At 62.4% G+C, this 19,447-nt stretch carries 17 protein-coding genes; 9 read left to right on the top strand and 8 right to left on the bottom strand.

What is annotated here, in order from left to right; translation table 11 throughout:
• Window positions 1-114: 114 nt before the first annotated feature.
• Complete coding sequence (locus IV454_RS22585; protein WP_206087938.1) at window positions 115-1,305, top strand: hypothetical protein; 1,191 nt, start codon at window positions 115-117, stop codon at window positions 1,303-1,305.
• A 26-nt stretch (window positions 1,306-1,331) separates the two neighbouring features.
• Window positions 1,332-2,114 carry a ferritin-like domain-containing protein gene (locus IV454_RS22580; protein WP_229521782.1) on the top strand — a complete coding sequence of 261 codons (783 nt, stop codon included), beginning with the start codon at window positions 1,332-1,334 and terminating at the stop codon, window positions 2,112-2,114.
• A 143-nt stretch (window positions 2,115-2,257) separates the two neighbouring features.
• Here the strand turns inward: IV454_RS22580 and IV454_RS22575 are convergent, their stop codons facing one another.
• Entirely contained in the window at window positions 2,258-2,665 is a 408-nt protein-coding gene (locus IV454_RS22575) for a DUF3060 domain-containing protein (RefSeq protein ID WP_206087937.1), read from the bottom strand.
• 109 nt (window positions 2,666-2,774) lie between these two features.
• Here IV454_RS22575 and IV454_RS22570 point away from each other — a divergent pair, with 109 nt between their 5' ends.
• Both IV454_RS22570 and recJ read left to right on the top strand, forming a co-directional pair.
• Entirely contained in the window at window positions 2,775-3,797 is a 1,023-nt protein-coding gene (locus tag IV454_RS22570) for a hypothetical protein (RefSeq protein WP_206087936.1), read from the top strand.
• Window positions 3,794-5,488, top strand: coding sequence for a single-stranded-DNA-specific exonuclease RecJ (gene recJ, locus IV454_RS22565; protein ID WP_054267888.1), 1,695 nt, complete (start codon window positions 3,794-3,796; stop codon window positions 5,486-5,488). The genes IV454_RS22570 and recJ overlap by 4 nt, the downstream gene beginning before the upstream one ends.
• A 312-nt stretch (window positions 5,489-5,800) precedes the next feature.
• Here the strand turns inward: recJ and IV454_RS22560 are convergent, their stop codons facing one another.
• Complete coding sequence (locus IV454_RS22560; RefSeq protein ID WP_206087935.1) at window positions 5,801-6,484, bottom strand: hypothetical protein; 684 nt, start codon at window positions 6,482-6,484, stop codon at window positions 5,801-5,803.
• Window positions 6,485-6,734: 250 nt separating this feature from the next.
• On the opposite strand from IV454_RS22560, the gene IV454_RS22555 reads away from it, so the two are divergent.
• From IV454_RS22555 to IV454_RS22545, 3 genes are read left to right on the top strand one after another with little or no spacing between them, the layout of a single operon-like run.
• Window positions 6,735-7,172, top strand: a complete 438-nt coding sequence (locus tag IV454_RS22555) for an MbcA/ParS/Xre antitoxin family protein (RefSeq protein WP_054267885.1) — start codon at window positions 6,735-6,737, stop codon at window positions 7,170-7,172.
• A 1-nt stretch (window position 7,173) separates the two neighbouring features.
• Entirely contained in the window at window positions 7,174-7,857 is a 684-nt protein-coding gene (locus IV454_RS22550; RefSeq protein WP_206087934.1) for an RES family NAD+ phosphorylase, read from the top strand.
• Between the two features lie 45 nt (window positions 7,858-7,902).
• Complete coding sequence (locus tag IV454_RS22545) at window positions 7,903-8,223, top strand: DUF2288 domain-containing protein (protein WP_206087933.1); 321 nt, start codon at window positions 7,903-7,905, stop codon at window positions 8,221-8,223.
• 12 nt (window positions 8,224-8,235) lie between these two features.
• Here the strand turns inward: IV454_RS22545 and IV454_RS22540 are convergent, their stop codons facing one another.
• Window positions 8,236-9,774 (bottom strand): helicase HerA-like C-terminal domain-containing protein, encoded by a 1,539-nt coding sequence (locus tag IV454_RS22540; protein WP_206087932.1) that lies wholly within the window; start codon window positions 9,772-9,774, stop codon window positions 8,236-8,238.
• Window positions 9,775-9,918: 144 nt separating this feature from the next.
• Between IV454_RS22540 and IV454_RS22535 the strand changes: the two genes are divergently transcribed.
• On the top strand, window positions 9,919-10,413 hold the full coding sequence (locus IV454_RS22535) for a hypothetical protein (RefSeq protein WP_206087931.1): 495 nt from the start codon (window positions 9,919-9,921) through the stop codon (window positions 10,411-10,413).
• A gap of 66 nt (window positions 10,414-10,479) precedes the next feature.
• Window positions 10,480-11,070 carry a GNAT family N-acetyltransferase gene (locus IV454_RS22530; RefSeq protein WP_206087930.1) on the top strand — a complete coding sequence of 197 codons (591 nt, stop codon included), beginning with the start codon at window positions 10,480-10,482 and terminating at the stop codon, window positions 11,068-11,070.
• A gap of 133 nt (window positions 11,071-11,203) precedes the next feature.
• On the opposite strand, the gene prfH is transcribed toward IV454_RS22530, so the two are convergent.
• From prfH to IV454_RS22505, 5 genes are all read right to left on the bottom strand, one after another.
• Entirely contained in the window at window positions 11,204-11,833 is a 630-nt protein-coding gene (gene prfH / locus IV454_RS22525) for a peptide chain release factor H (protein WP_206092789.1), read from the bottom strand.
• Window positions 11,833-13,026 carry an RNA ligase RtcB family protein gene (locus IV454_RS22520; RefSeq protein WP_206087929.1) on the bottom strand — a complete coding sequence of 398 codons (1,194 nt, stop codon included), beginning with the start codon at window positions 13,024-13,026 and terminating at the stop codon, window positions 11,833-11,835. Before IV454_RS22520 ends, prfH begins: the two co-directional genes overlap by 1 nt.
• Before the next feature lie 420 nt (window positions 13,027-13,446).
• On the bottom strand, window positions 13,447-15,045 hold the full coding sequence (locus tag IV454_RS22515) for a glycoside hydrolase family 5 protein (protein WP_206087928.1): 1,599 nt from the start codon (window positions 15,043-15,045) through the stop codon (window positions 13,447-13,449).
• A 42-nt stretch (window positions 15,046-15,087) separates the two neighbouring features.
• Complete coding sequence (locus IV454_RS22510) at window positions 15,088-15,645, bottom strand: LemA family protein (RefSeq protein WP_206087927.1); 558 nt, start codon at window positions 15,643-15,645, stop codon at window positions 15,088-15,090.
• 85 nt (window positions 15,646-15,730) lie between these two features.
• Complete coding sequence (locus tag IV454_RS22505; protein ID WP_206087926.1) at window positions 15,731-18,817, bottom strand: glycoside hydrolase family 48 protein; 3,087 nt, start codon at window positions 18,815-18,817, stop codon at window positions 15,731-15,733.
• Window positions 18,818-19,447: the final 630 nt, after the last annotated feature.

Here is a 19,447-nt window from a genome sequence, read left to right as displayed (position 1 = left end):
GGCAGGGTTGTCACAATTGAATCACGCGTTGCCGCCGTGGTTTTTACAAAAAATCGTGGAACCTGCCGCCCGCGCCGCACTCCAACTCACTAATGGAGAACGGGAGGGGAAATCATGGCATTCAGTCTTTTCGATTCAAAAGGCGTGGACATCGACAAGCAGCGCTTCACCTGGCGTGAAATGGTGCAAAAACCGATCAGCAAGCTCGACGACGACGCCTTCACGCGCATCCGGGTCATCCTCGTCAACGGGCTGGAAACCGAAGCGCTTCGTTTCGGCCACCTCGCGGCGCGCTTCAACCGCGAGCTGCGCCTGCCGCTGGCCAAGGTGCGGCGGTGCGAACAACACCAGGCCGCCCTGGTCAACTGGCTCATCGCGGCCGATCATTCGCCGCTGGAAACCACGGTCGCCTACGAGCAGGTTGCCATCGAAGTCACGGCGGCCATCGCGCAGAGCGAGCCGGACCCATATCTGGCGCAGGTCTACCGCTTCGGCCTGCTGGAAGACTTCGACCATCTATACCGCTATGCGGCGCTGCTCGACCGGCTGGAGGGCAAGGACGCGAACAATATCCTGCAAAGCTACACCGACATCCTGCCCGGGCGCCCGACCGCCGAGCACCACCGGGCACCCGAGGACGACCTGCGCGAGCCCTACAACGGCGCCACGGCCGCCTTCCAGACCAAGGTCAACGCGCTGACCATCGTCGCGAGCGAATACCAGACGCACGACTATTACATGAACATCGGACCGCTGTTTTCCGACCCGCTGGCGCGCCAGCTGTATGCCGAAATCGCCTCTGTCGAAGAACAGCACGTGACCCAGTACGAATCCATGCTCGACCCGGGCGAATCGTGGATCGCGCAGTGGCTGCTGCACGAGGCGGCCGAGTGCTACACCTATTACAGCTGCGTCGAGCAGGAAAGCAATCACCACATACGGGCGATCTGGGAGCGCTTTCTCGACTACGAACTCGGGCACTTCCACATGGCGTGCGAGGCGTTCAAGCAGTTCGAGCGGCGCGATCCGGCCGAAATCGTCACGAGCGACTTTGCCGCCCCGCTCGCCCTGCGCAGCCAGCGCGACTTCGTGCGCAAGGTGCTGGTCAGCGAAGTCGACGTGCGGACCGATGGCACAAGCTTCGTCAACAAGGAGCTTGAAAGCCCGCTCTCGCTCGACTACCGTGCCATGGTCAACGCCGACGGCTCACCGAGCGACATGGTGGCCGCCGGGTACATCTGGCGGCCCGGAACCGAGCTCACTCGCAGAGGCATGCTGGCCGCCGCCGGCGTGAGCGCGCCCTGAATTCATTTGGAAACAGGAGACAAACTATGAGTAATGTACAGACGGAACACGTAGGCATGAACCGCACGGGCATCCAGATGTCGCCCATCGACAGCAAGGCCATGCAGGATGTCGAACCGGCCGTGTGCGACAGCGATGGCGTCGACGAGATGGCCTTGGCCGAGTTACGCAGCGAGTACATCGCCAACGCCGACACCTTGGGCTCGGTGCCGCTTCCGGGCACCATCACCGGGGCCGTGACGATGGGGGTGTCGATGCTCAAGGGCGACAGTCCGCAGATCCTGCTCGACAAGCTGGGCGAACGGCTTGCTTTCGAGCGCACCGGCACGCGCCTGTATGACGCGCTGATTACGAAGTGCGAGGTGATGCTGGCCGGCGACATCAGCATGACGATCGACGACCTGGAGCAGATACGCGCCGATGAAGCACGCCATTTCCTGATGCTGGCGGATGCGATCGAATCGCTCGGCGGCGACCCGACGTCGCAAACGCCGAGTGCCGATCTGGTGGGGGTGGAGTCGCTCGGGCTGGTGCAGGTATTGAACGATCCACGCACCAGCATTGCACAGTCGCTGCACGCCATCGTCACTGCCGAGCTGAGCGACAAGGCAGGCTGGGAAACCCTGGTGGCGCTGGCGGATGAGCACGATCTCTCGGACATGGTCGACCGCTTTACGCAGGCGCTGAACGAAGAACGCGAGCATCTGGCGCTGACGCAAACCTGGTACGAAGAGGCAATCGGGCTGACGTATGGGGATGTGGAGGTCGACGAACTGCCGGTGCAGCCCCAGTCGCAACCGCCGCCCTGAGCAGCGGCGCGGGCTGGAGGTTACCACCCCTACGCTCGGCACGAACGGCCAGATCGGCACGACTGGAGGAAATAGCCTGGCCGCAGCGTGTTGGTGCGTCACGACGGTCCATCGCGCTGCCGCCACGGCAGCGCGATGGATGCCTAGCCCCTGCCCGCCATCTTGACGACCCGGTTGTTCACGCCTGAAATACTCTTTTTAGGTTCAGCGGTGGATTGCCAGCGCACGCTGTTATCCACGCCTTCCACGGTCAGGGGTGCTTTTGGGGCCAGTTGAATCGTCACGGAGTTGCCCGAACCGGACACCTCGAGCGCCGAGCACACGCCCGTGAACGTGATCACGTTGTCCGTTCCTTCGATGACCGCGCGGCGGCCTTCGCACGGGAACGAGCCTTGATGTCCGTTGCCGCTGATTTGAATCTTGTCCTTGCCCGACGCGACGGCACCGACACTGTCTTCCTCAGCCATAGCCACACCAGCGGTGCCAAAGGCAGCCATTGCCGCCAAACCCAATATAAATGATGCACGGAACGACATATCAACCCTTTTCATCAAAATGATTGCATAAATACTAAACCATTAATATATATTTGGCAATATTAATGCCCGCTGCATGGCACGCCAGGATTTTCGGGTTTGCCGTTTTGTCCTACAATGCTGGATGACCCAAATTTCGCTTGTCCTGCCGTTCGCCTTGCCCCCTCCCGAGCTCGCCCCCGATTTAATCCGCGCATTGCAGGCGCCGGCCCTGGCCGCGCTCATCAGCCGCACCGCATCGCACCAGCAGTTGCCTGTCGATGAAGACCTGCGCGCCCTGCCCCACGAAGCCTGGCTGGCGCGGGCGCTGGCGGTGTCCGCCGACGGCAAGCCGGCCTTCGCCGCCGCCGTCATGGCCGGCTACGGCATGGCGCCGGCGCAAGGCACCTGGTTCATCGTCAACCCGGCCCACACCCAGATCGCCCGCAGCCACCTGCTGATGGCCGACATGCGCCGCCTGCAGCTGTCCGAGGAGCACGGGCGCGTCCTGTTCGACATCGCCAAGCCCTACTTCGACGACAACGGCATGACCCTGCTGTACGGCGACGCCGGTACCTGGTTCATGCGCGCCGACGACTGGGCCGACCTGGAAACATCGACACCCGATTCGGCCGTCGGCATGAACCTGACCGACTGGATGCCCAAGGGCCCGCCGGCCCGCGCGTTTCGCAAGCTGCAAAATGAAGTCCAGATGCTGTGGTTCGAGCATCCAGCGAATACCGAACGCGAAGCGCGCGGCCTGGCGGCGATCAACTCCTTCTGGCCATGGGGCGCTGCCGCTGCCGGCTCCAGGGTCGATACCTCCGCGCTGGCCACCAGCGCAGCGTCGCCGTGGCTGGCGGCGCTGGCCGGACATCCCCAGACCACGCCCGTCACGCCGATCGACACGATGAGCGGCGACGCGATCCTGGTCTGCGACGCCCTCACCGAAGCGGCCATGGCCACCGACTGGGCAGGCTGGCTGCAGCACATGCACCACCTTGAGCAGTCCACCTTTGCGCCTGCGCTGGCCGCGCTCAAGGATGGCCGCCTCCAGCAGCTGCAACTGATCCTGAGCCACCGCACCAGCCAGATCGCTTTTACCACCACCCGTTTTTCGCAACGCGCCTTCTGGCGCCGCCCGACCTTAGACAGACTGCTGCCATGACCCGTATCACCACTCGCCCCTGCTCCTTCCGTACGTCCGAAATGCTGCGCCAGACCGGCGTGCATCCCGTGCTCGCGCGCCTGTACGCCGCGCGCGGCCTGACCGACGCGCGCGAATTATCGAGTGAACTGGGCAGCCTGATGGCCCCTGCAGGCCTGCTGCACATCGATGCCGCCGCCGTGTTCCTGGCCGACGCCATCAAGGCCGGCAAAAAAATGACCATCGTGGCCGACTACGATTGCGACGGCGCCACCGCCTGCGCCGTCGCCCTGCGCGGGCTGCGCGCGATGGGCGCCACGGTCGACTACATCGTCCCCAACCGCTTCGAGTACGGCTACGGCCTCACGCCTGAAATCGTGGAACTGACCGCGCGCGAAAAGGCGCCGGACATCATCATCACCGTCGACAACGGCATCGCCAGCATCGACGGCGTGCTTGAGGCGAAGCGGCGCGGCATCGACGTGGTCGTCACCGACCACCACCTCCCCGGCGACACCTTGCCCGATGCACGGGTGATCGTCAATCCGAACCAGCCCGAATGCGGTTTTCCCAGCAAGCACCTGGCTGGCGTCGGCGTGGTGTTTTACGTGCTGCTCGCGCTGCGCGCCGAACTGCGCAAGCGCGGCGTGTTTGATGCCCAGACCCAGCCCAAGCTGGACAGCCTGCTCGACCTGGTCGCGCTGGGCACCGTGGCCGACGTGGTGCGGCTCGACTCGAACAACCGCATCCTGGTGGCGCAGGGCTTGAAGCGCATGCGCGCGGGCCGGATGCACGCCGGGGTGGCCGCGCTGTTCCGTGTGGCCGGACGCGAAGCGCGCAGTGCCTCGCCGTTCGACCTGGGGTTTGCGCTCGGTCCGCGCCTCAATGCCGCCGGGCGCCTGGAAGACATGTCGCTCGGGATCGAATGCCTGGTCACCGATGACGACGGGCGCGCCTGGGCCATCGCCCAGCAGCTCAACGAGATCAACCTGAAGCGCCGCGAAATCGAGGCCGACATGCAGGACACGGCCCTGCTGCACCTCGACGCCTACGAGCCGGCCGACAGCAACACGATCAGCGTGTTTGACGAATCCTGGCACCAGGGCGTGATCGGGATTGTGGCTTCGCGCCTGAAAGAAAAATTCTTCCGCCCGACGATCACCTTCGCGCCCGGTGCGGAAGGCTGGATCAAGGGATCGGGGCGTTCGATTCCGGGCTTTCACCTGCGCGATGCACTCGATCTGGTATCGAAACGCGCACCGAGTTTGATCGACAAATTCGGCGGCCATGCGATGGCGGCCGGGCTGACCATCCGCGCCGACGCCTTCGAGGCGTTTTCCGCCGCGTTTGAGGAAGTCGGGCGCGCCTGGCTCAACACGCAGCAACTCGAACGCATCATCGAAACCGACGGTCCGCTGGAAGACGCTTACTACACGACCGAATTCATCGGCCTGATGGATGGCCAGGTGTGGGGCCAGGGTTTTGCCCCGCCGGTATTTTGCGACGAGTTCCGGGTGGTCAGCCAGCGCATTTTGAAAGAGCGTCACCTCAAGCTCCAGCTTGAGCGCAACGGCCAGCGTTACGATGCGATCTGGTTCGGCCACACCGCCTCGGTCGGCGAGCGCGCCCGCGTGGCGTTCCGCCTGGACGCCAACGAATACAATGGCGTCACGCGCGTGCAACTGCTGGTCGAACACGCCGAGCCGGCTTAAGCGCGCCTGGACCGGCCGGGCCGGCAAGCGGATGTGCCGTAAATCGGTGCGCGCGCCCTCAGAACGACCGGGTCAAGCACGTACCCGTGTCGCTCAGCCGGTTCCAGTCGAGCTTCCAGCATACGATGCCGGTACGCCGTGCTATTGCGGCGGCAAAATCGTGGCTCGCTTGCTCGCTGCGAAACCGCCTGAGCAAGCTCAGCTCAGGCGGCGCGCGTCGGTTTTGCTTCTCTCTCACATCCAATGCATGGCACAAGGCGACCGAGTAATAATGGACCTCGACCGGCCCGTTCCTGCTCACTGGTGCGTCATTCAAGACAGCTTTTCCAGCATCGCCTTGCCACCTTCAAGCTCCGCCTCCCTGAACTGCCAGCACGCAATTGCACAACGCGCCGCCATGGCTTGGGTAAATGCGAGGCACTCCTGCTCGGTGTCAAAGTGCTCCACCCGAGTCAACGGCCAGGGATGACGATGACGAACCAGATCGCTCACCCTACTTAACACGCTGGTGTAGCCCATCTCATCTTCAACCATTTGCGCGTAACATACCGCCGCGACACCACTGAGCGGAATCTTCCGCGATATCAGCGGCTCGCTACCGTCGGCGTAGTGCCTGCGTGTATTCCACGTGCGGTTGCCGAAATCGATCCATTCGCGCGATGTCCAGACCTGGCCAGGCTTCGACTTTTGCTTCATGTAACCCCACCCGGCTGCTGCCGGAACGGCAACAATCCACATGGCCTGGGTAACGCTGTTTTCCCCGACGATGAATTCCAGGAGCACCGTCACAAGTCTCGCTAGCGCAAGGGCAACAACCCCGTAGATCAAGGCCGCAGCCCTGGCCATCACCAAACGGCCTTGTTCCGTCGCTTCCCGCGCTTCAAAGACCCAGTGATCCGGTTCATCCGGTCCAGCCGCACCCCGGCCATCGGCAAACGGTCGATTCACAACGTGGGGAGTGCGCATTTCGGGGATAAAACGAGGAATGTTGGACATGTCTGCTTGACACCACGCATGGTTGAATTGACTATATTATGAGGCTTGGCCCATCTGAAAGAAAAACAATGCTGCGCTGCCGCCTGAGTCCTGCGAGCTGGGTCTTGCCTGTCGCGCGCCCGCCTTACCGTCCGCAAGCAAGCTCAAGCGGCCGAATCATTCTTTGCGCGGCCTCATCAACACTTTGATGGCGATTGGCTTGCACACGACACGAAGATAGAGTATAAATACTCCATAACCGGAGCCCATCATGAATCTTGCCTACGCATATCCAAAAAGTCGCTTCGAGCCGGCCGTGCTCATCGACCTGAACGCGCGCGCGGAGCGGGAGCGCTTGTCCAAATCCGCGCTCAAGGGTTTTTTTGCCCTCATGGCCGCCTGGAAGCTGCGCGACGAAGATGCCCGCGAACTGCTCGGCGGCATGTCATCCTCCACTTTCTACGAGTGGAAAAAGAACCCCGACCGCGTCCTCGAAGTCGACCGCATTACCCGCATTTCTTACCTCCTCGGCATCTACAAAGCGCTCCACATTCTGTACGGCGACAAACTGGCCGACGAATGGGTCACCCTCCCGAATACCAATCCCATCTTTGCCGGACGCACGCCGCTGTCGCAAATGCTGGCGGGCGGCTTGCTGTCCATGCAAACGGTCCGCAAGCTGCTCGACGCACGCCGCGGAGGCCTCTGACTTGACGGTCATTCCCAAGCTGACCAATTTGCGGCAGTTCGACACCTGTCGCCTGATCCCCTCGCGCTTCGCCGACGTGGAAGATTCCGTACTCAGCCCGCTGGCCGAGGATCCTGATGTCTTGCGCGACCTGTTCGACATCGACAACGCCACCAATGAACGCCTGCGCGGCGAATACGGCAGCCTGCCCGGCATCGGCGTCGACGAACTGGTCTTCGGCGTGCCGAATTTTCGCATCATCAACGCGGCCTATACCTATCCGCGCCCGGAAGGCAGCCGCTTCAACGATGGCGAACGCGGGGCATGGTATTGCGCCTTCGAAGCCGAAACCGCCCTGGCGGAAATCACCTTCCATAAGACCGTGGAATACCAGGAGATCGGCCGTTTCGACGACAGCGTGACGTATCAGGCGCTGATCGCCGACTTTACCAGCACCTTCCACGACATTCGCGGGGTCGATGCATTTGCCAAATACCTCGATCCGACCAGTTACATCGACTCCCAGGACCTCGCCACGCAACTGCTCGACAGCGGTTCGATGGGCGTGATCTACCCGAGCGTGCGGCGCCCCGAGGGCACTTGCCTGGCGTGCTTTCGCCCCGCCCTGGTCGGCAATGTACGCAAGGGACAGGTGTACCGCCTCACCTGGTCCGGCTCGCCGACACCCGTCATCGACATCATCTGAACGATCGTCCTACGATCGACTCCACCTGAACTATTGAGTAACTGTATGCAAACCGAGCCTGAAAACGACACCGAACTGCGCGCCAAAATCAACCTCGAAACCGCGCGCCTGCCCTGGTCCGAACTGGTACGCCACTTCGCCCAAGGCAATGTGGTCTTCGTCAGCGCCGATCTCGACCTGGTCGATGTTGCCGTGCGCATTTCGCATGACGACAAGGACAGCATCGCCCGCTGGATGGGCGACGGTAAGATCGGCAAGGTGTCCGATGCGCAGGCGCAAGCCTGGACCGACACCGACGCCATGTTGTGGACCTCGGTCGTCCATCCGTTTATTCTGGTGCAGCCGGAAAAAACGGTCCTGCACTGACCGGAAGCGAGCCTAGCGCCGCTTCAGGATCGAGCCCAGCACGCCGCGGACAATTTCCCGTCCCACCTGCGAGCCGATGCTGCGCGCGGCCGACTTCACCATCGCCTCCACCGGCGATTGACGCTTGCCGTTGCCGCCACCGAACAGGCCGCCGAGCATGCCGCCCAGGGACGTGTCGGGCACCGACTCGGGCGCCTGGGTGCGCGCGCCGCCGGCCGGAGTCCTGGCGCGCGGCGCGCGGGTGTCGGCCTGTTGCGCAGCCGCGGCGCGGGCGGCAAGCAGTTCGTGCGCCGATTCGCGGTCGACACCTTGTTCGTACACACCGGCCACCACCGACTGCGCCATCGCGCGCTGGCGCTCGGCAAGGTCAATCGGTCCGATCTGCGATACCGGCGGAAGGATGTAGGCACGCTCGACCATATTCGGCCGCCCTTTCTCGTCGAGGAAAGAGACGAGCGCCTCGCCCAGCTCCAGTTCGGTGATGACCTGGGCGGTATCGAGCGCGGGATTGGGCCGGAACGTTTCCGCAGCCGCCTTGACGGCTTTCTGGTCGCGCGGCGTGTAGGCCCGCAAGGCGTGCTGGACACGGTTGCCGAGTTGCCCGAGCACGGTATCGGGAATGTCGAGTGGATTCTGGGTAATGAAAAACACGCCCACGCCTTTCGACCTGATCAGCCGCACCACCTGCTCGATTTTTTGCAGCAAGGGCTTGGGCGCTTCGCTGAACAGCAGGTGGGCCTCGTCGAAGAAAAACACCAGTTTCGGCTTGTCCAGGTCGCCTACTTCGGGCAAGTTCTCGAACAATTCCGACAGCAGCCACAGCAGGAAAACCGCATACAGTCGCGGCGCATTCATCAGCTTGTCGGCGGCCAGGATGTTGACGATACCCTTGCCTTGCGCGTCGGTTTGCAGCAAGTCATCGATATTGAGCATGGGCTCGCCGAAAAAGCGGTCGCCGCCCTGCTGCTCGACCGCCACCAGGCCACGCTGGATGGCGCCGATGCTCGCCGCCGAGATGTTGCCGTACGTCGTGCGGAAATCCGCCGCGTTGTCGCCCACATGCTGCAGCATGCTGCGCAAGTCCTTGGTATCGAGCAGCAGCAAGCCGTTATCGTCGGCAATCTTGAAGACCAGTTGCAGCACGCCTTCCTGGGTATCGTTCAGGTTCAGCATGCGCGCCAGCAGCAGAGGACCGAGATCGGAGATGGTCGCCCGCACCGGATGGCCAGCTTCCCCGAACACATCCCAGAACGTCACCGGGCAGGCCGACCAGAGCGGCGCCTCCACGCCAAGCACATCCAGCCGCCCGCGCATTTTTTCCGACATGCTGCCGGCCTTGGCCATGCCGGACAAGTCGCCCTTGACGTCCGCCATGAACACCGGCACCCCGATCCCGGACAGCGCCTCGGCTATCACCTGCAAGGTCACCGTTTTGCCGGTACCGGTTGCGCCCGTGATGCATCCGTGCCGGTTGACCAGCGCCGGCAGCAGATCGAGCATGCGCGGCGGTTGGCAGGCATTGTTTTTCGCAATCGGCAGCAGCATGGACATGGCGGCAATCTCCTCGGCGCGGTAGGAAATCAATAGTACATCACGCCACCGGCAAGGATTGGTAGTAGTTTCACGGCAATGTTCCAAATGTGGTCCAATAGTGCCGCGGTGACTTGCCGCACGCTATTTTTGACGGAGACCGCCATGCGTTCGATACTTGTTTTCCTTGCCGGATGGCTGTGCGCCAGTGGTGTCCAGGCTGCCAACGGCGTAACCGCCGGCGGCGTGGTTCTGCTCCAGGCTGAACCGGTGATCCAGGCGCGAGTGACCGCGGACAAGCTCGCTCCATACCTCAAGCAGGTCGACACTGCCGCCACGCATGCACTCAAGGCGGCGGCGAGTGTGCCGGCTTCCGCTGGATTTGTCGTGGTGGCGATTCGCCCGGGAGAACAATCGGCATTCTGGCTCGATTTCACTCCGCCCTTGCCGCAGGCGCTGGCCAACGACCTGATTGCCGGCGCAAAAGCCGTCCGGGTACCGATGGTGAAGGGCACCGTCGTAGTCGCGATGAAATACGGTGTCGCCGGCGGCACTGCGCCGTCGCAACCGATGCCGGCGCCAAAGGAGTGGTCGGCGGCGGCCAAGGCGGCGGGAAAGCCGCTTGAGATCGGCGACCTGGTCGAACGTATTTGGAAATAAGCGGCATCAAGGCATCAAACCGGTCCGTTAAGACCTGCAACGTCGTTAAACCATACGAGGCAATGCGTGGAAATACCGTGGATCCAAGCCAATCTTCAGCTTCAAGGAAAACATATTGAACTCCGTCCACTGGAGTTCGACACCCTCGACGCCCTGTTCGCCGTCGCGCAGGACGCTGAGATCTGGCGCCTTACCTCGGTCGACTACTCGGTTCGGGAAAATTTCTATCCGAACTTCACGGCCGCCCTCAAGGGGCGCGAAGCCGGCAAGACCTATCCCTTCCTGATCTACCACACGGGCAGTGCGCGGATTATCGGAACGACCCGGTTTCTGGAGATATGCCCGGAAGACCGTAAGCTGGAAATTGGCGTCACCTGGCTGGCAAGCCAGTACTGGGGCACTGGGGCGAATGCCGAGTGCAAGTACCTTCTGCTTGAATATTGCTTCGACACCTTGAAGGCGAACCGCGTTCAATTCAGGGCCAAGTCGGACAACATGCGATCGCGACGGGCCCTTGAGAAAATCGGCGCAACGTTCGAAGGCATTCTCAGGAAGGACAAGATTGAACCGGGCGGCAATGCCAGGGACACCGCATTTTTCAGTATTCTCAACGACGAGTGGCCCGAGCTGAAGCCAACGCTGGCAGCCAGATTGTAGACAAGCCGGGACCGTCATCGCAATGACTCCCGGCGGTGGGCAGAATCACCCCGCTTTCCAGCGCAGTGATGCCATCACCTGCCATGCATGCCAGCCCTGAAACGGCGCTGGCATGCCGCTGCCTGTCAACCGATCAAACCGGCCTCTCCACAAAACCCATCCCCACGAACACCCGTCCCGCGTTGCCGCGTTCAGCCTGGAAATGATGCATGCGGCGGTCGGATTTGTTCTTGCCCTCCTCCGACTTGGCCAATTCCCCCAGCTTGCTCAGCAACAGCTGCGCGGCCAGGCGCTTGTTGGCATGCTGGCTGCGCTCGGTCTGCACTTTCACCGACAAGCCCGATGCCACATGCGTTGCCCGGATTGCACTATCGGTCTTGTTCACATGCTGGCCGCCCGGTCCGGAGGCGCGCGTCGCTTCGTAACGAATCTCGCCAAACTCGGTCGACACCGCCGGCGGCGCGAACGCCGCGCCATTGAGGAACCAGTTCTTCCGCTTGTGCAGCTTGCGGTAGGGACTCTCGCAAATCCATTGAATGCTGCCGCACCAGCGCGCAGCCAGTGCCTGTTCAGGTTCCGCCGGACCATCCAGCTCAAGCAGCACCGAGCGCAAGGTTCCACCAACGGGACCGTCCAGTTGCTCCACCACGCTCACCGTCACACCCGCCTTCTGTGCCTCGCGGCCCAGCTGCGTGAGCGCCTTCGTCACCGCCAGGCAGCACTCCGCCGGGCCCGTATTGGCCGTAATTTGTAACCAGATCATCAGCAGCACTCCCCACGCGTTTTGTAGGTCAGCACCGGCTTGCTTCTGGATACCACCCTCGCCAATCCCGCGCCCACAAGCGAACCGAGCACGCTGTCGACGTTCTTGTACGCCTGCGGCGCCTCCTCATAAATCAGCGCGCGGTCATTGCAGATCACGCGCCCGCCCATCGACGTACGGCTCAACTGTGCCGGCGTCGCCAGTTTGTCCAGGCGGCCCTTGCAATCGGTGCGCTGCCACTTGCGCCCTGCTCCGTGCGCCAGCGAATGCAGGCTCAGTTCACCGGCCGACGGCACCGGTGCGATCAGGTAACTATAATCGTCTCGCGAACCGGGCAACATCACCAGCCCCTGGTCGCTCGGCGTGGCGCCCTTGCGGTGCAGCCAGCCTGGCTGGCCATCGATGCACGCTGGTGTCACCGTGTTGTGATGAACGTCGAGTACGCGCACAGCTTCGCAACGCAAGCGATGAAAAATCCGCGCGGCGATCAGCGAACGGTTCACTTCGGCATACTGCAAAGCTGCATCATGCTCGCGCAAATAAGCCACCGCTTCCGGACTGCCATCCAGCAGGCCGGCGTGACTGTGCGCCTCGACATGCGCGCGCAGAATCACTTGGCCCAAGCCCCGCGAGCCGCTATGCACCAGCAACTGCAGGCACTTGCGGGTCAAGGTCGTACGCCCGATTACCTCTTCATCTTCGACCGAATCGATCACCTGAAGTTCCGCGAAGTGATTGCCGCGGCCGATGGTGCCGAGCGAGCGCAGCGGCCCCAGGTCAAGGCCAGCCGCGGCCAGCGCGGCCGAGAGCGCCTCGATCCGCGCCGGCCAGGTAGGATCGCGGCGTTCCAGCGCTGCCCATTCTTCCTCGTCGATCACATCGTCGAGGTTGCCGATCTGCTTGTCGATCTTGTCGAGCTTGGCCTTGCCGGCAAGGATGTCGGTTTGCCACAGCGCCATGCCGCAGCCGATGTCGTTACCCACCAGCGCCGGATACAGGCGCCCGGTGGAAAAGAAGGCGGCGCCGACGGGATAGCCGCGGCCCGGGTGCAGGTCGGGCAAGCCGACCACGCGCTGCATGCCGGCCAGTGCGGCCGTGGTTTTGGTTTGTTGTATTGCTGCGTCTTCGAGCCACAGACGGTCGGACGCGATGATCGAAATACGATCAGAAATGTGCTGAACAAAATTGCCCATGTGATGCCAATCCAAAAAAATACTATACGGGATTGGGCGCTGGCGGAGCGCTGACGATTAACTCGTCAAGAGAGGGCTAAAACGATGCGACAGACGGGAGAACGCCGTCGGTTCAATGCAGGATGTAGCCAGCCAGACCCAGAAAAAGAGCGTTGATGTTCAGTTTTTGCATGATCGATCTCCTTTTCTAAAATGGTTGGCCTGCTTGGGAATGCGATAGTAGGTGATTTTTTGCGGTGATGCAAGTGCTTATTGAATGCTCGTAGCTGATTGCTGCTGATCCGTCGCCCACCCGAAGGCGGGGGCCAAAATTTCCCGATGCCGCCGGCAGCGGAACGGGCTTGGGCCCCCGCCTGCGCGGGGGCGACGGAGCGTGGTTCACCGGAATCGGTTCAGATACCGGTTAGACAGCATGGAATTTTATCGGACGGCGCAGAAGCCGAACGATTGGGTGCCCTTCGCCTGCACAGTCGCGTTGTACGGCTGGCCCGATGCCGTCAAGACCGCACCTGCCTGGGTATAAACAGCGTTCCACAGGTTGTTGATCTTGCCTTGCACCGGTACCTGGATCTTCCACACTACCGGCGTCGTGCCGGTGTTGGTCACCGTCACATCGGCGCAATAGCCAGCCGACCAATCGGACGAGATCTTCACCGCAGCCGTGACCGTTGGCGTTGGCGTCGGTGTCGGGGTCGGTGTTGGCGTCGGTGTCGGCGTCGGTGTCGGCGTTGGCGTTGGCGTCGGTGTCGGCGTTGGCGTTGGCGTTGGCGTCGGTGTTGGTGTTGGCGTTGGCGTCGGCGTCGGCGTTGGCGTCGGTGTTGGCGTCGGTGTTGGCGTCGGTGTCGGCGTTGGCGTTGGCGTTGGCGTCGGGGTCGGGGTCGGGGTCGGCGTCGGCGTCGCACCGGCCCACAAATTCTTCAGCAATGCCATCTTGTCAGGCCATACCGTGTTCCAGTCATCCTGCAAGATGCCGCCGGTGTCGCCGCTGTTCGGATTGAGCGTCCAGTAGAACGAGCTGATCATGCCGCGTTCTTTCAGGTATTTCACCAGCGCATCCTGCCAGACCTTGTCTTTCGGATTGCCGCCGCTGTGGCCGTACTTGCCGCCCCACTCGCCCAGCACCACGGGATAATCCTTGGCGAACTTGCCCCACTGCAGATCCCAGATCGCAGGCATGTTAGCCGGGAAATTGGCGGCCTTGAAATAATCCATCTCGAACACGTCCGGACCGTACACGTGTGGCGACAGCACCAGCTTGTTGCGCGGAATGTCCAGCGGTTTGCAGTTCATCGGCTCCAGGTTGCCACCCCAGAAATGGCCGTATTGCCCTTGGCAGCCGCCCGGATTGCTGGCAATGCCTTCGACAAAGATCAACAGGTTCGGATTTACCGCCAGAATGCGCTTCGATGCGCGCTCGGCCGCGAGATTCCAGTCGGTCTTGAGATTGCCCGTGCCCCAGCTGGCCTGCCCGTGCGGCTCGTTCTTGATGTCGAGCGCGATCAGGTTGCGCAGGCCGGAATAATGCTGGGCCAGGTACTCGAGGTCGGTCAACCACTGTTCTTCGGTGTACTGCGGCGTCGTCCACAGCTCCGAAATCGCGTTGCAATCCGGACGATGGTGGTCCAGCAGGATGTAGATGCCGCGACGGTCGACTTCTTTCAGGAACACGTCGAGCCACTGGCGCGAGTTCAGTCCCACCAGGTCGGGATTGGCCAGCGCGTCGATGTTCGGCTTGACCGACGATTCGCGGAAGGTCGCCGGGCACACGGGAATGCGCAGGGCGTTGAAGCCGTTCGCTTGCACCTGGTCGAGCATGCTCTTCCAGTTGCGTGTCCACAGGCCATGCACCGAGCCGTCAAAGGTCTCGAAACCGAACCAGTTCACGCCCTTGAGCACGACCGGACGGTTGGCATCGTCCAGGATCTTGTTGCCGGATACGGTAAAGGCCTGGCCGGCCGTGGCCGCGAAGGCCAGGGCCAGGGACAGCGCCAGTTTACTTACAACTTTCGGGGTAATCATCGTGCGTCTCCAATATAAGTGAGATGACTTGAAGCGGGCCGGTTACAGCCCGGCTGGTAGCGGCCGGAAACCGGTCACCGCTGCGACCGCGGCACCCGGGAAGGTGCCGACGAGGGCGTTGTAGCCTTCGGCCGACTTTCCGTAACGGTTGCGGGCATCGGCCAGCGCAAGCTCGTCTTGCGGCAATTTGCCGCGTAGTTCTTTGAGTGAGGACACTGTTTCCAGCTCGGGCGCGCCGCGCGTTCCCGCCAGGCGGTACAGCACGCCGGTCAACTCACCCTGATAACGCTTGTAGGTATCGACCGCTTCCGGGTCGTTCAGCACGTCGCTGTTGGTCGGCAGCGCACTGGCGCGCACCAGGCTGGTACGGGCCTGGTCGACGAAGGCTTGATCGAGCCCGCCCGAGCGCGCCGCGCCTTCGAGCGCGCTACTGGCCAGGCGCGCGCGTTCGGCGTGGATGCGGGTCAGGTCGTGCCAGGCGTCGGCCCCGCCCGCCCTCGCGGCGCTGAGCGTGTTGTAACTGATGCCGCCACCTACCCCGGCGACGGCGAGCACCGCCGCGAGCGCTGCGATTGCCATCTGTGTTGAACGCATCGTCATCGTCGTCCTCCTCTGTTTTCACATGCCTGTTTCAAACGCAAAAAATCCGCGCGGACCATGGATGGCCCGCGCGGACGACTAACAATTACTTGACAGCGATAGTGCAGCTACGGCCAGCCCAGCTGACGGCGGTCGGCAACACTTTGGCGCCGCTGTAAGCCAGTTGCATGCCGAACTCGACATTGCCGCCGGCGGCGATCGTCGCATTCCAGCCCGTTGGGGTGGCGCTGAACGCACGGCCGCTCTGGGTCACGGTGGCGCCCCACGAGTTGGACAGGGTAACGTCGTTCGACGCGGTCCAGTTCAGTGTCCAGCCGGTGATCGGCGCGGTACCGGTGTTACGCAGCACGACCTTTGGCACCTGGCCCGAACCCCAGTCGTTGGTGGTGTCGAAATCGACAGCGCAACCGCCGGTCGCCACATCCTTGTCCGCTTCGGTGGCCAGCACGTTGACGGCGGCTGCCGTCGGCGCGCTGACTGCGAAGGTGGCAGTGCCGTTCAGGCTATCCGCATCAACCGCCGCGGCAACCGTCACCGCCTGCGTCACGTTCCAGTTTGCTGGCGTGAAGGTCAAGGTCGCACCACCGGCAACCGACAGGTCGGTGTCGCCGGTCAGGCGGGCTGCGCTGACCGTGACGTTTGCTTTAGGAGCGGCACCCAGGCGGACCTGGAAGGTGCGCGATGCGCCTTCCGGTACGGTCAACGGCGCGCCGGTGACAACCAGGCTCACAGGAACGACCACATCGCGGTCCGACTCGGTGGCCACCGTGGTGGCGCTCAGGTAGCCAGGCGCCGTGAAGGTGTAGCTGGCGCTGCCGTTGAGGGCATCCGCGTCCACTGCGGCGTTGATCGACACGGCTTGCAACACGTTGTAGTTAGCCGGCGTGAACAGCAGGCTGGTCTGTGGCGTGTTCAGGTCGACGTCGCCGCCGGCTGCCTTGGCGATGGCTACCGTGACGTTGGCGGCAGGCGCCTTCGACAGGCTGATGCGCACGCTGTTCGAGCCGCCTTCAGGCACGCTCAGGGCGTTGGTGCTGGCCACGATCGATGGCGTATCGGTACCGCCGACGATGTTCGCGTAATCGGCCAGCGCATTGGCGATATCGGCCTGGGCCCAGAAACGGTGGTAGCGCCAGGTTGGTGCCGCGCCGCCGTCCAGGTAGGATTTCAACTTAGGCCACTGCGGATCGTCCTTGTATTTCGGACGGATGCTCAGGAAGGTCGCGCTCGAATCGATGGTCGCGCCCTGGCCGTTGGTGCCGGTCCAGCCCTGTGGAATGTACACGCCCGAACCGGTGGCCGGATCGTAAGCCTCGGTGAAGCGCTTGTAGTCGGTGCGGGTTTCGTCAACCACCAGGCCGGCCGTATCCTGATACTTGGCCCACATGCGGTCCAGCAGTTGCTTGGCCAGCGCTTTGGCAGGTTCGTTGTTGGCTTTGGCACCGTAGTAGATCAGGGTGCGTGCCAGGGCGGCGGCGACACCGACGTCGTTGGTGCTGTCGACGATTTTCACGCGCAGGCCGGCATTCGCGCCAGGGGTTGCCGCGTTCCAGGTGTCAGGCGCGCCGCTCCATGCCAGGGTATTCGGAATGGTGTAGGTGCCGTCCGCTTTCAGGACCGTGTTGGCCGATGCCCAGGCAACCCATTTGTCCAGAACCGCTTTGGCGCGCGCGTCGCCGCTGGCGTAGTAGTACTCGGCCACACGCTGCATCGACCAGGCCTGGAAGCCGAACCAGGTGTTCGACGCCGGATCGTGGTAGACCGGTTTTTCATCGTAGAACATGCCGTGGAAGGTCGGGGTGCCTGCCGGTGGGGTCAGGTAATCGCCACCCCAGCTGTTGGTCGCGCCGCCGGCGATCGCGCCGTCAGCCGATTGCAGCCAGCGGTAGAATTCCATCTGACGGGTCAGACTCTTGCCCCAATCGCCAGCGGCGCTTGGCGACAGTGGCTTGAAGTCGGCCTGGGTCGACAGTGCCCATGCTGCCAGCGGATTCTGGTAACCGAAGTGGTTGTGGCTCGAACCGATGCGCCATGCCCAGCCTGCGTTGGCATCGGTAGCGCCGCCCCATGCGTAATACCAGCTCATCAGGTAATGCTGATTGTCGCGGTCGCCTTGTGCATCCGGCTGGCCGTTGCCGCCTGGGCACGAATTGGCGTTGGTGCAATTGCCGATTTTTTTGAAGTACTTGTCGAACATGGCGTAACGCAGGAAGTCGCCCATCTTGGCCGCTTTGGTGACCAGGTCGGCCACTTGCGCGCTCTTGCCTTGCTGCTTGGCCCACACCGACGCCCAGTACACGGCTTGCACGGCACGCGCATCGGCGTCAGGCGCATTCGTGTAGCGGAATTGCTTGGCGCGGTTGTTGTCGCCGATGAACAGGCCGAGGAAGCCTTCGCCGCCGCCGTTTTTACCCCATTTGAAGGTTTCGCACGATGGATGCGGCACGGTTTCCCATACCGATTCCTGCGAGCCGCGCTGGAAGGTGTTGATGTACGACGGACGCGTGGTGCCGTCGCCGCATTTGCCGTAGCCGTACCAGTTATCGACGTCGACCAGCCAATGCATACCGTAGATATTGCTGGTGCCGTAAGCCGATTTCAGTTCGTTGGCGATCGGATCCTGGCCGACCGGCACGCTGCCGTTCAGCGGTGCGGGATAGTTCTTCGGCAGGTCGTATTCGGCGGCATAGGTTGCCGGCTTGCCTGGATTGTAGAAGCTGTTGGTCGGCTGGTCCGACTGGGTTGGAATGATGTACTTTTCCATGTTGGCCCAGGCCGCGTTCAGCGGAGCCCAGTCGCCGGTGGCGCGGCCGTACTGCGCTTCCATCCATAGCCAGTAGCTGTAGGCTTCCGACGTGGTTTCGTGGCCGTAGTCCGGTGCTTCGACCATCAAGGTTTCGACCGAGTGGTAAGGTACGCCTTCCTTGCTGAAGTAACCGTTCGCAGGATCCTTCATCTTCTTGTACTGGGCCAGGAAGCGCTGGGTGTATTCCGCATCGGCGGCGGCGTGGGCCGTTGCCATCATCGGCAGGCTGATCGCGGCGGCGCTAGCAGCCGTGATGGACAGGGCCAGCAGGCCGCGCAACGCGCTGCGCGCCAGGCTGCGGCCGCTGCCGCTGCTGCGCAGGGCGTCGGTGACAGCGTTCAATTTAATTTTGGACATCGAATTCATTCAGGAGTCTCCTCGCAATTGTCGTACTTTATGGCGTCCGTGAAGCACGTACGCCGGCATGGTTGTCGCCGTCTTTCCGGATGCACCGGTGCGGATGGCGCTTGTTTCAGCTTGTTTCATTGTGTTTCCCGCGTTCCGGTCCGTGGCGGGCGGCCACGGCGCGGTTCACGTTGCGCCCGCCGCCGCCTGCCGAAACAGGAAACAACTTGCGCCCGAAGACAGGTGGATGCCTTCGCTGTCTGCACGCGCCGCACCTTCCACTGCCCAGAGCAAGGCTGCGCCGCATACAGGGCCTGCTCGGTGGGGCCGGCTATGCCGTCCCCGCGCTACACAGACTTGAAAACGTTTTCAGCAATTTTTCAAAAAAAACGATCAAATGACCGCTTCTTATCGAACTAGCCTGGCGACGGACGTGTCCGGGCCAAGGCACACCATGGGGTAACAAAAACCAGCTTGTCGCCCAGGTATTGACGCAATGTAGCCGGTGCAAAGGTTAAATGTCAAGAAGACAAAAATGAGGGTTTTTGCATTGCACATATGACAATTGCTGGGAGAAAACAGGTGTGTGGATTGTGAAGCGTTTCGGAACCGATTCCAGAAAAAAGAACAAGTATCGCCCTCAACCACGGG

This window comes from Massilia antarctica (genome assembly GCF_015689335.1).
GTDB lineage: Bacteria > Pseudomonadota > Gammaproteobacteria > Burkholderiales > Burkholderiaceae_D > Telluria_A > Telluria_A antarctica.
This window is presented reverse-complemented; position numbering and strand designations above follow the sequence as displayed.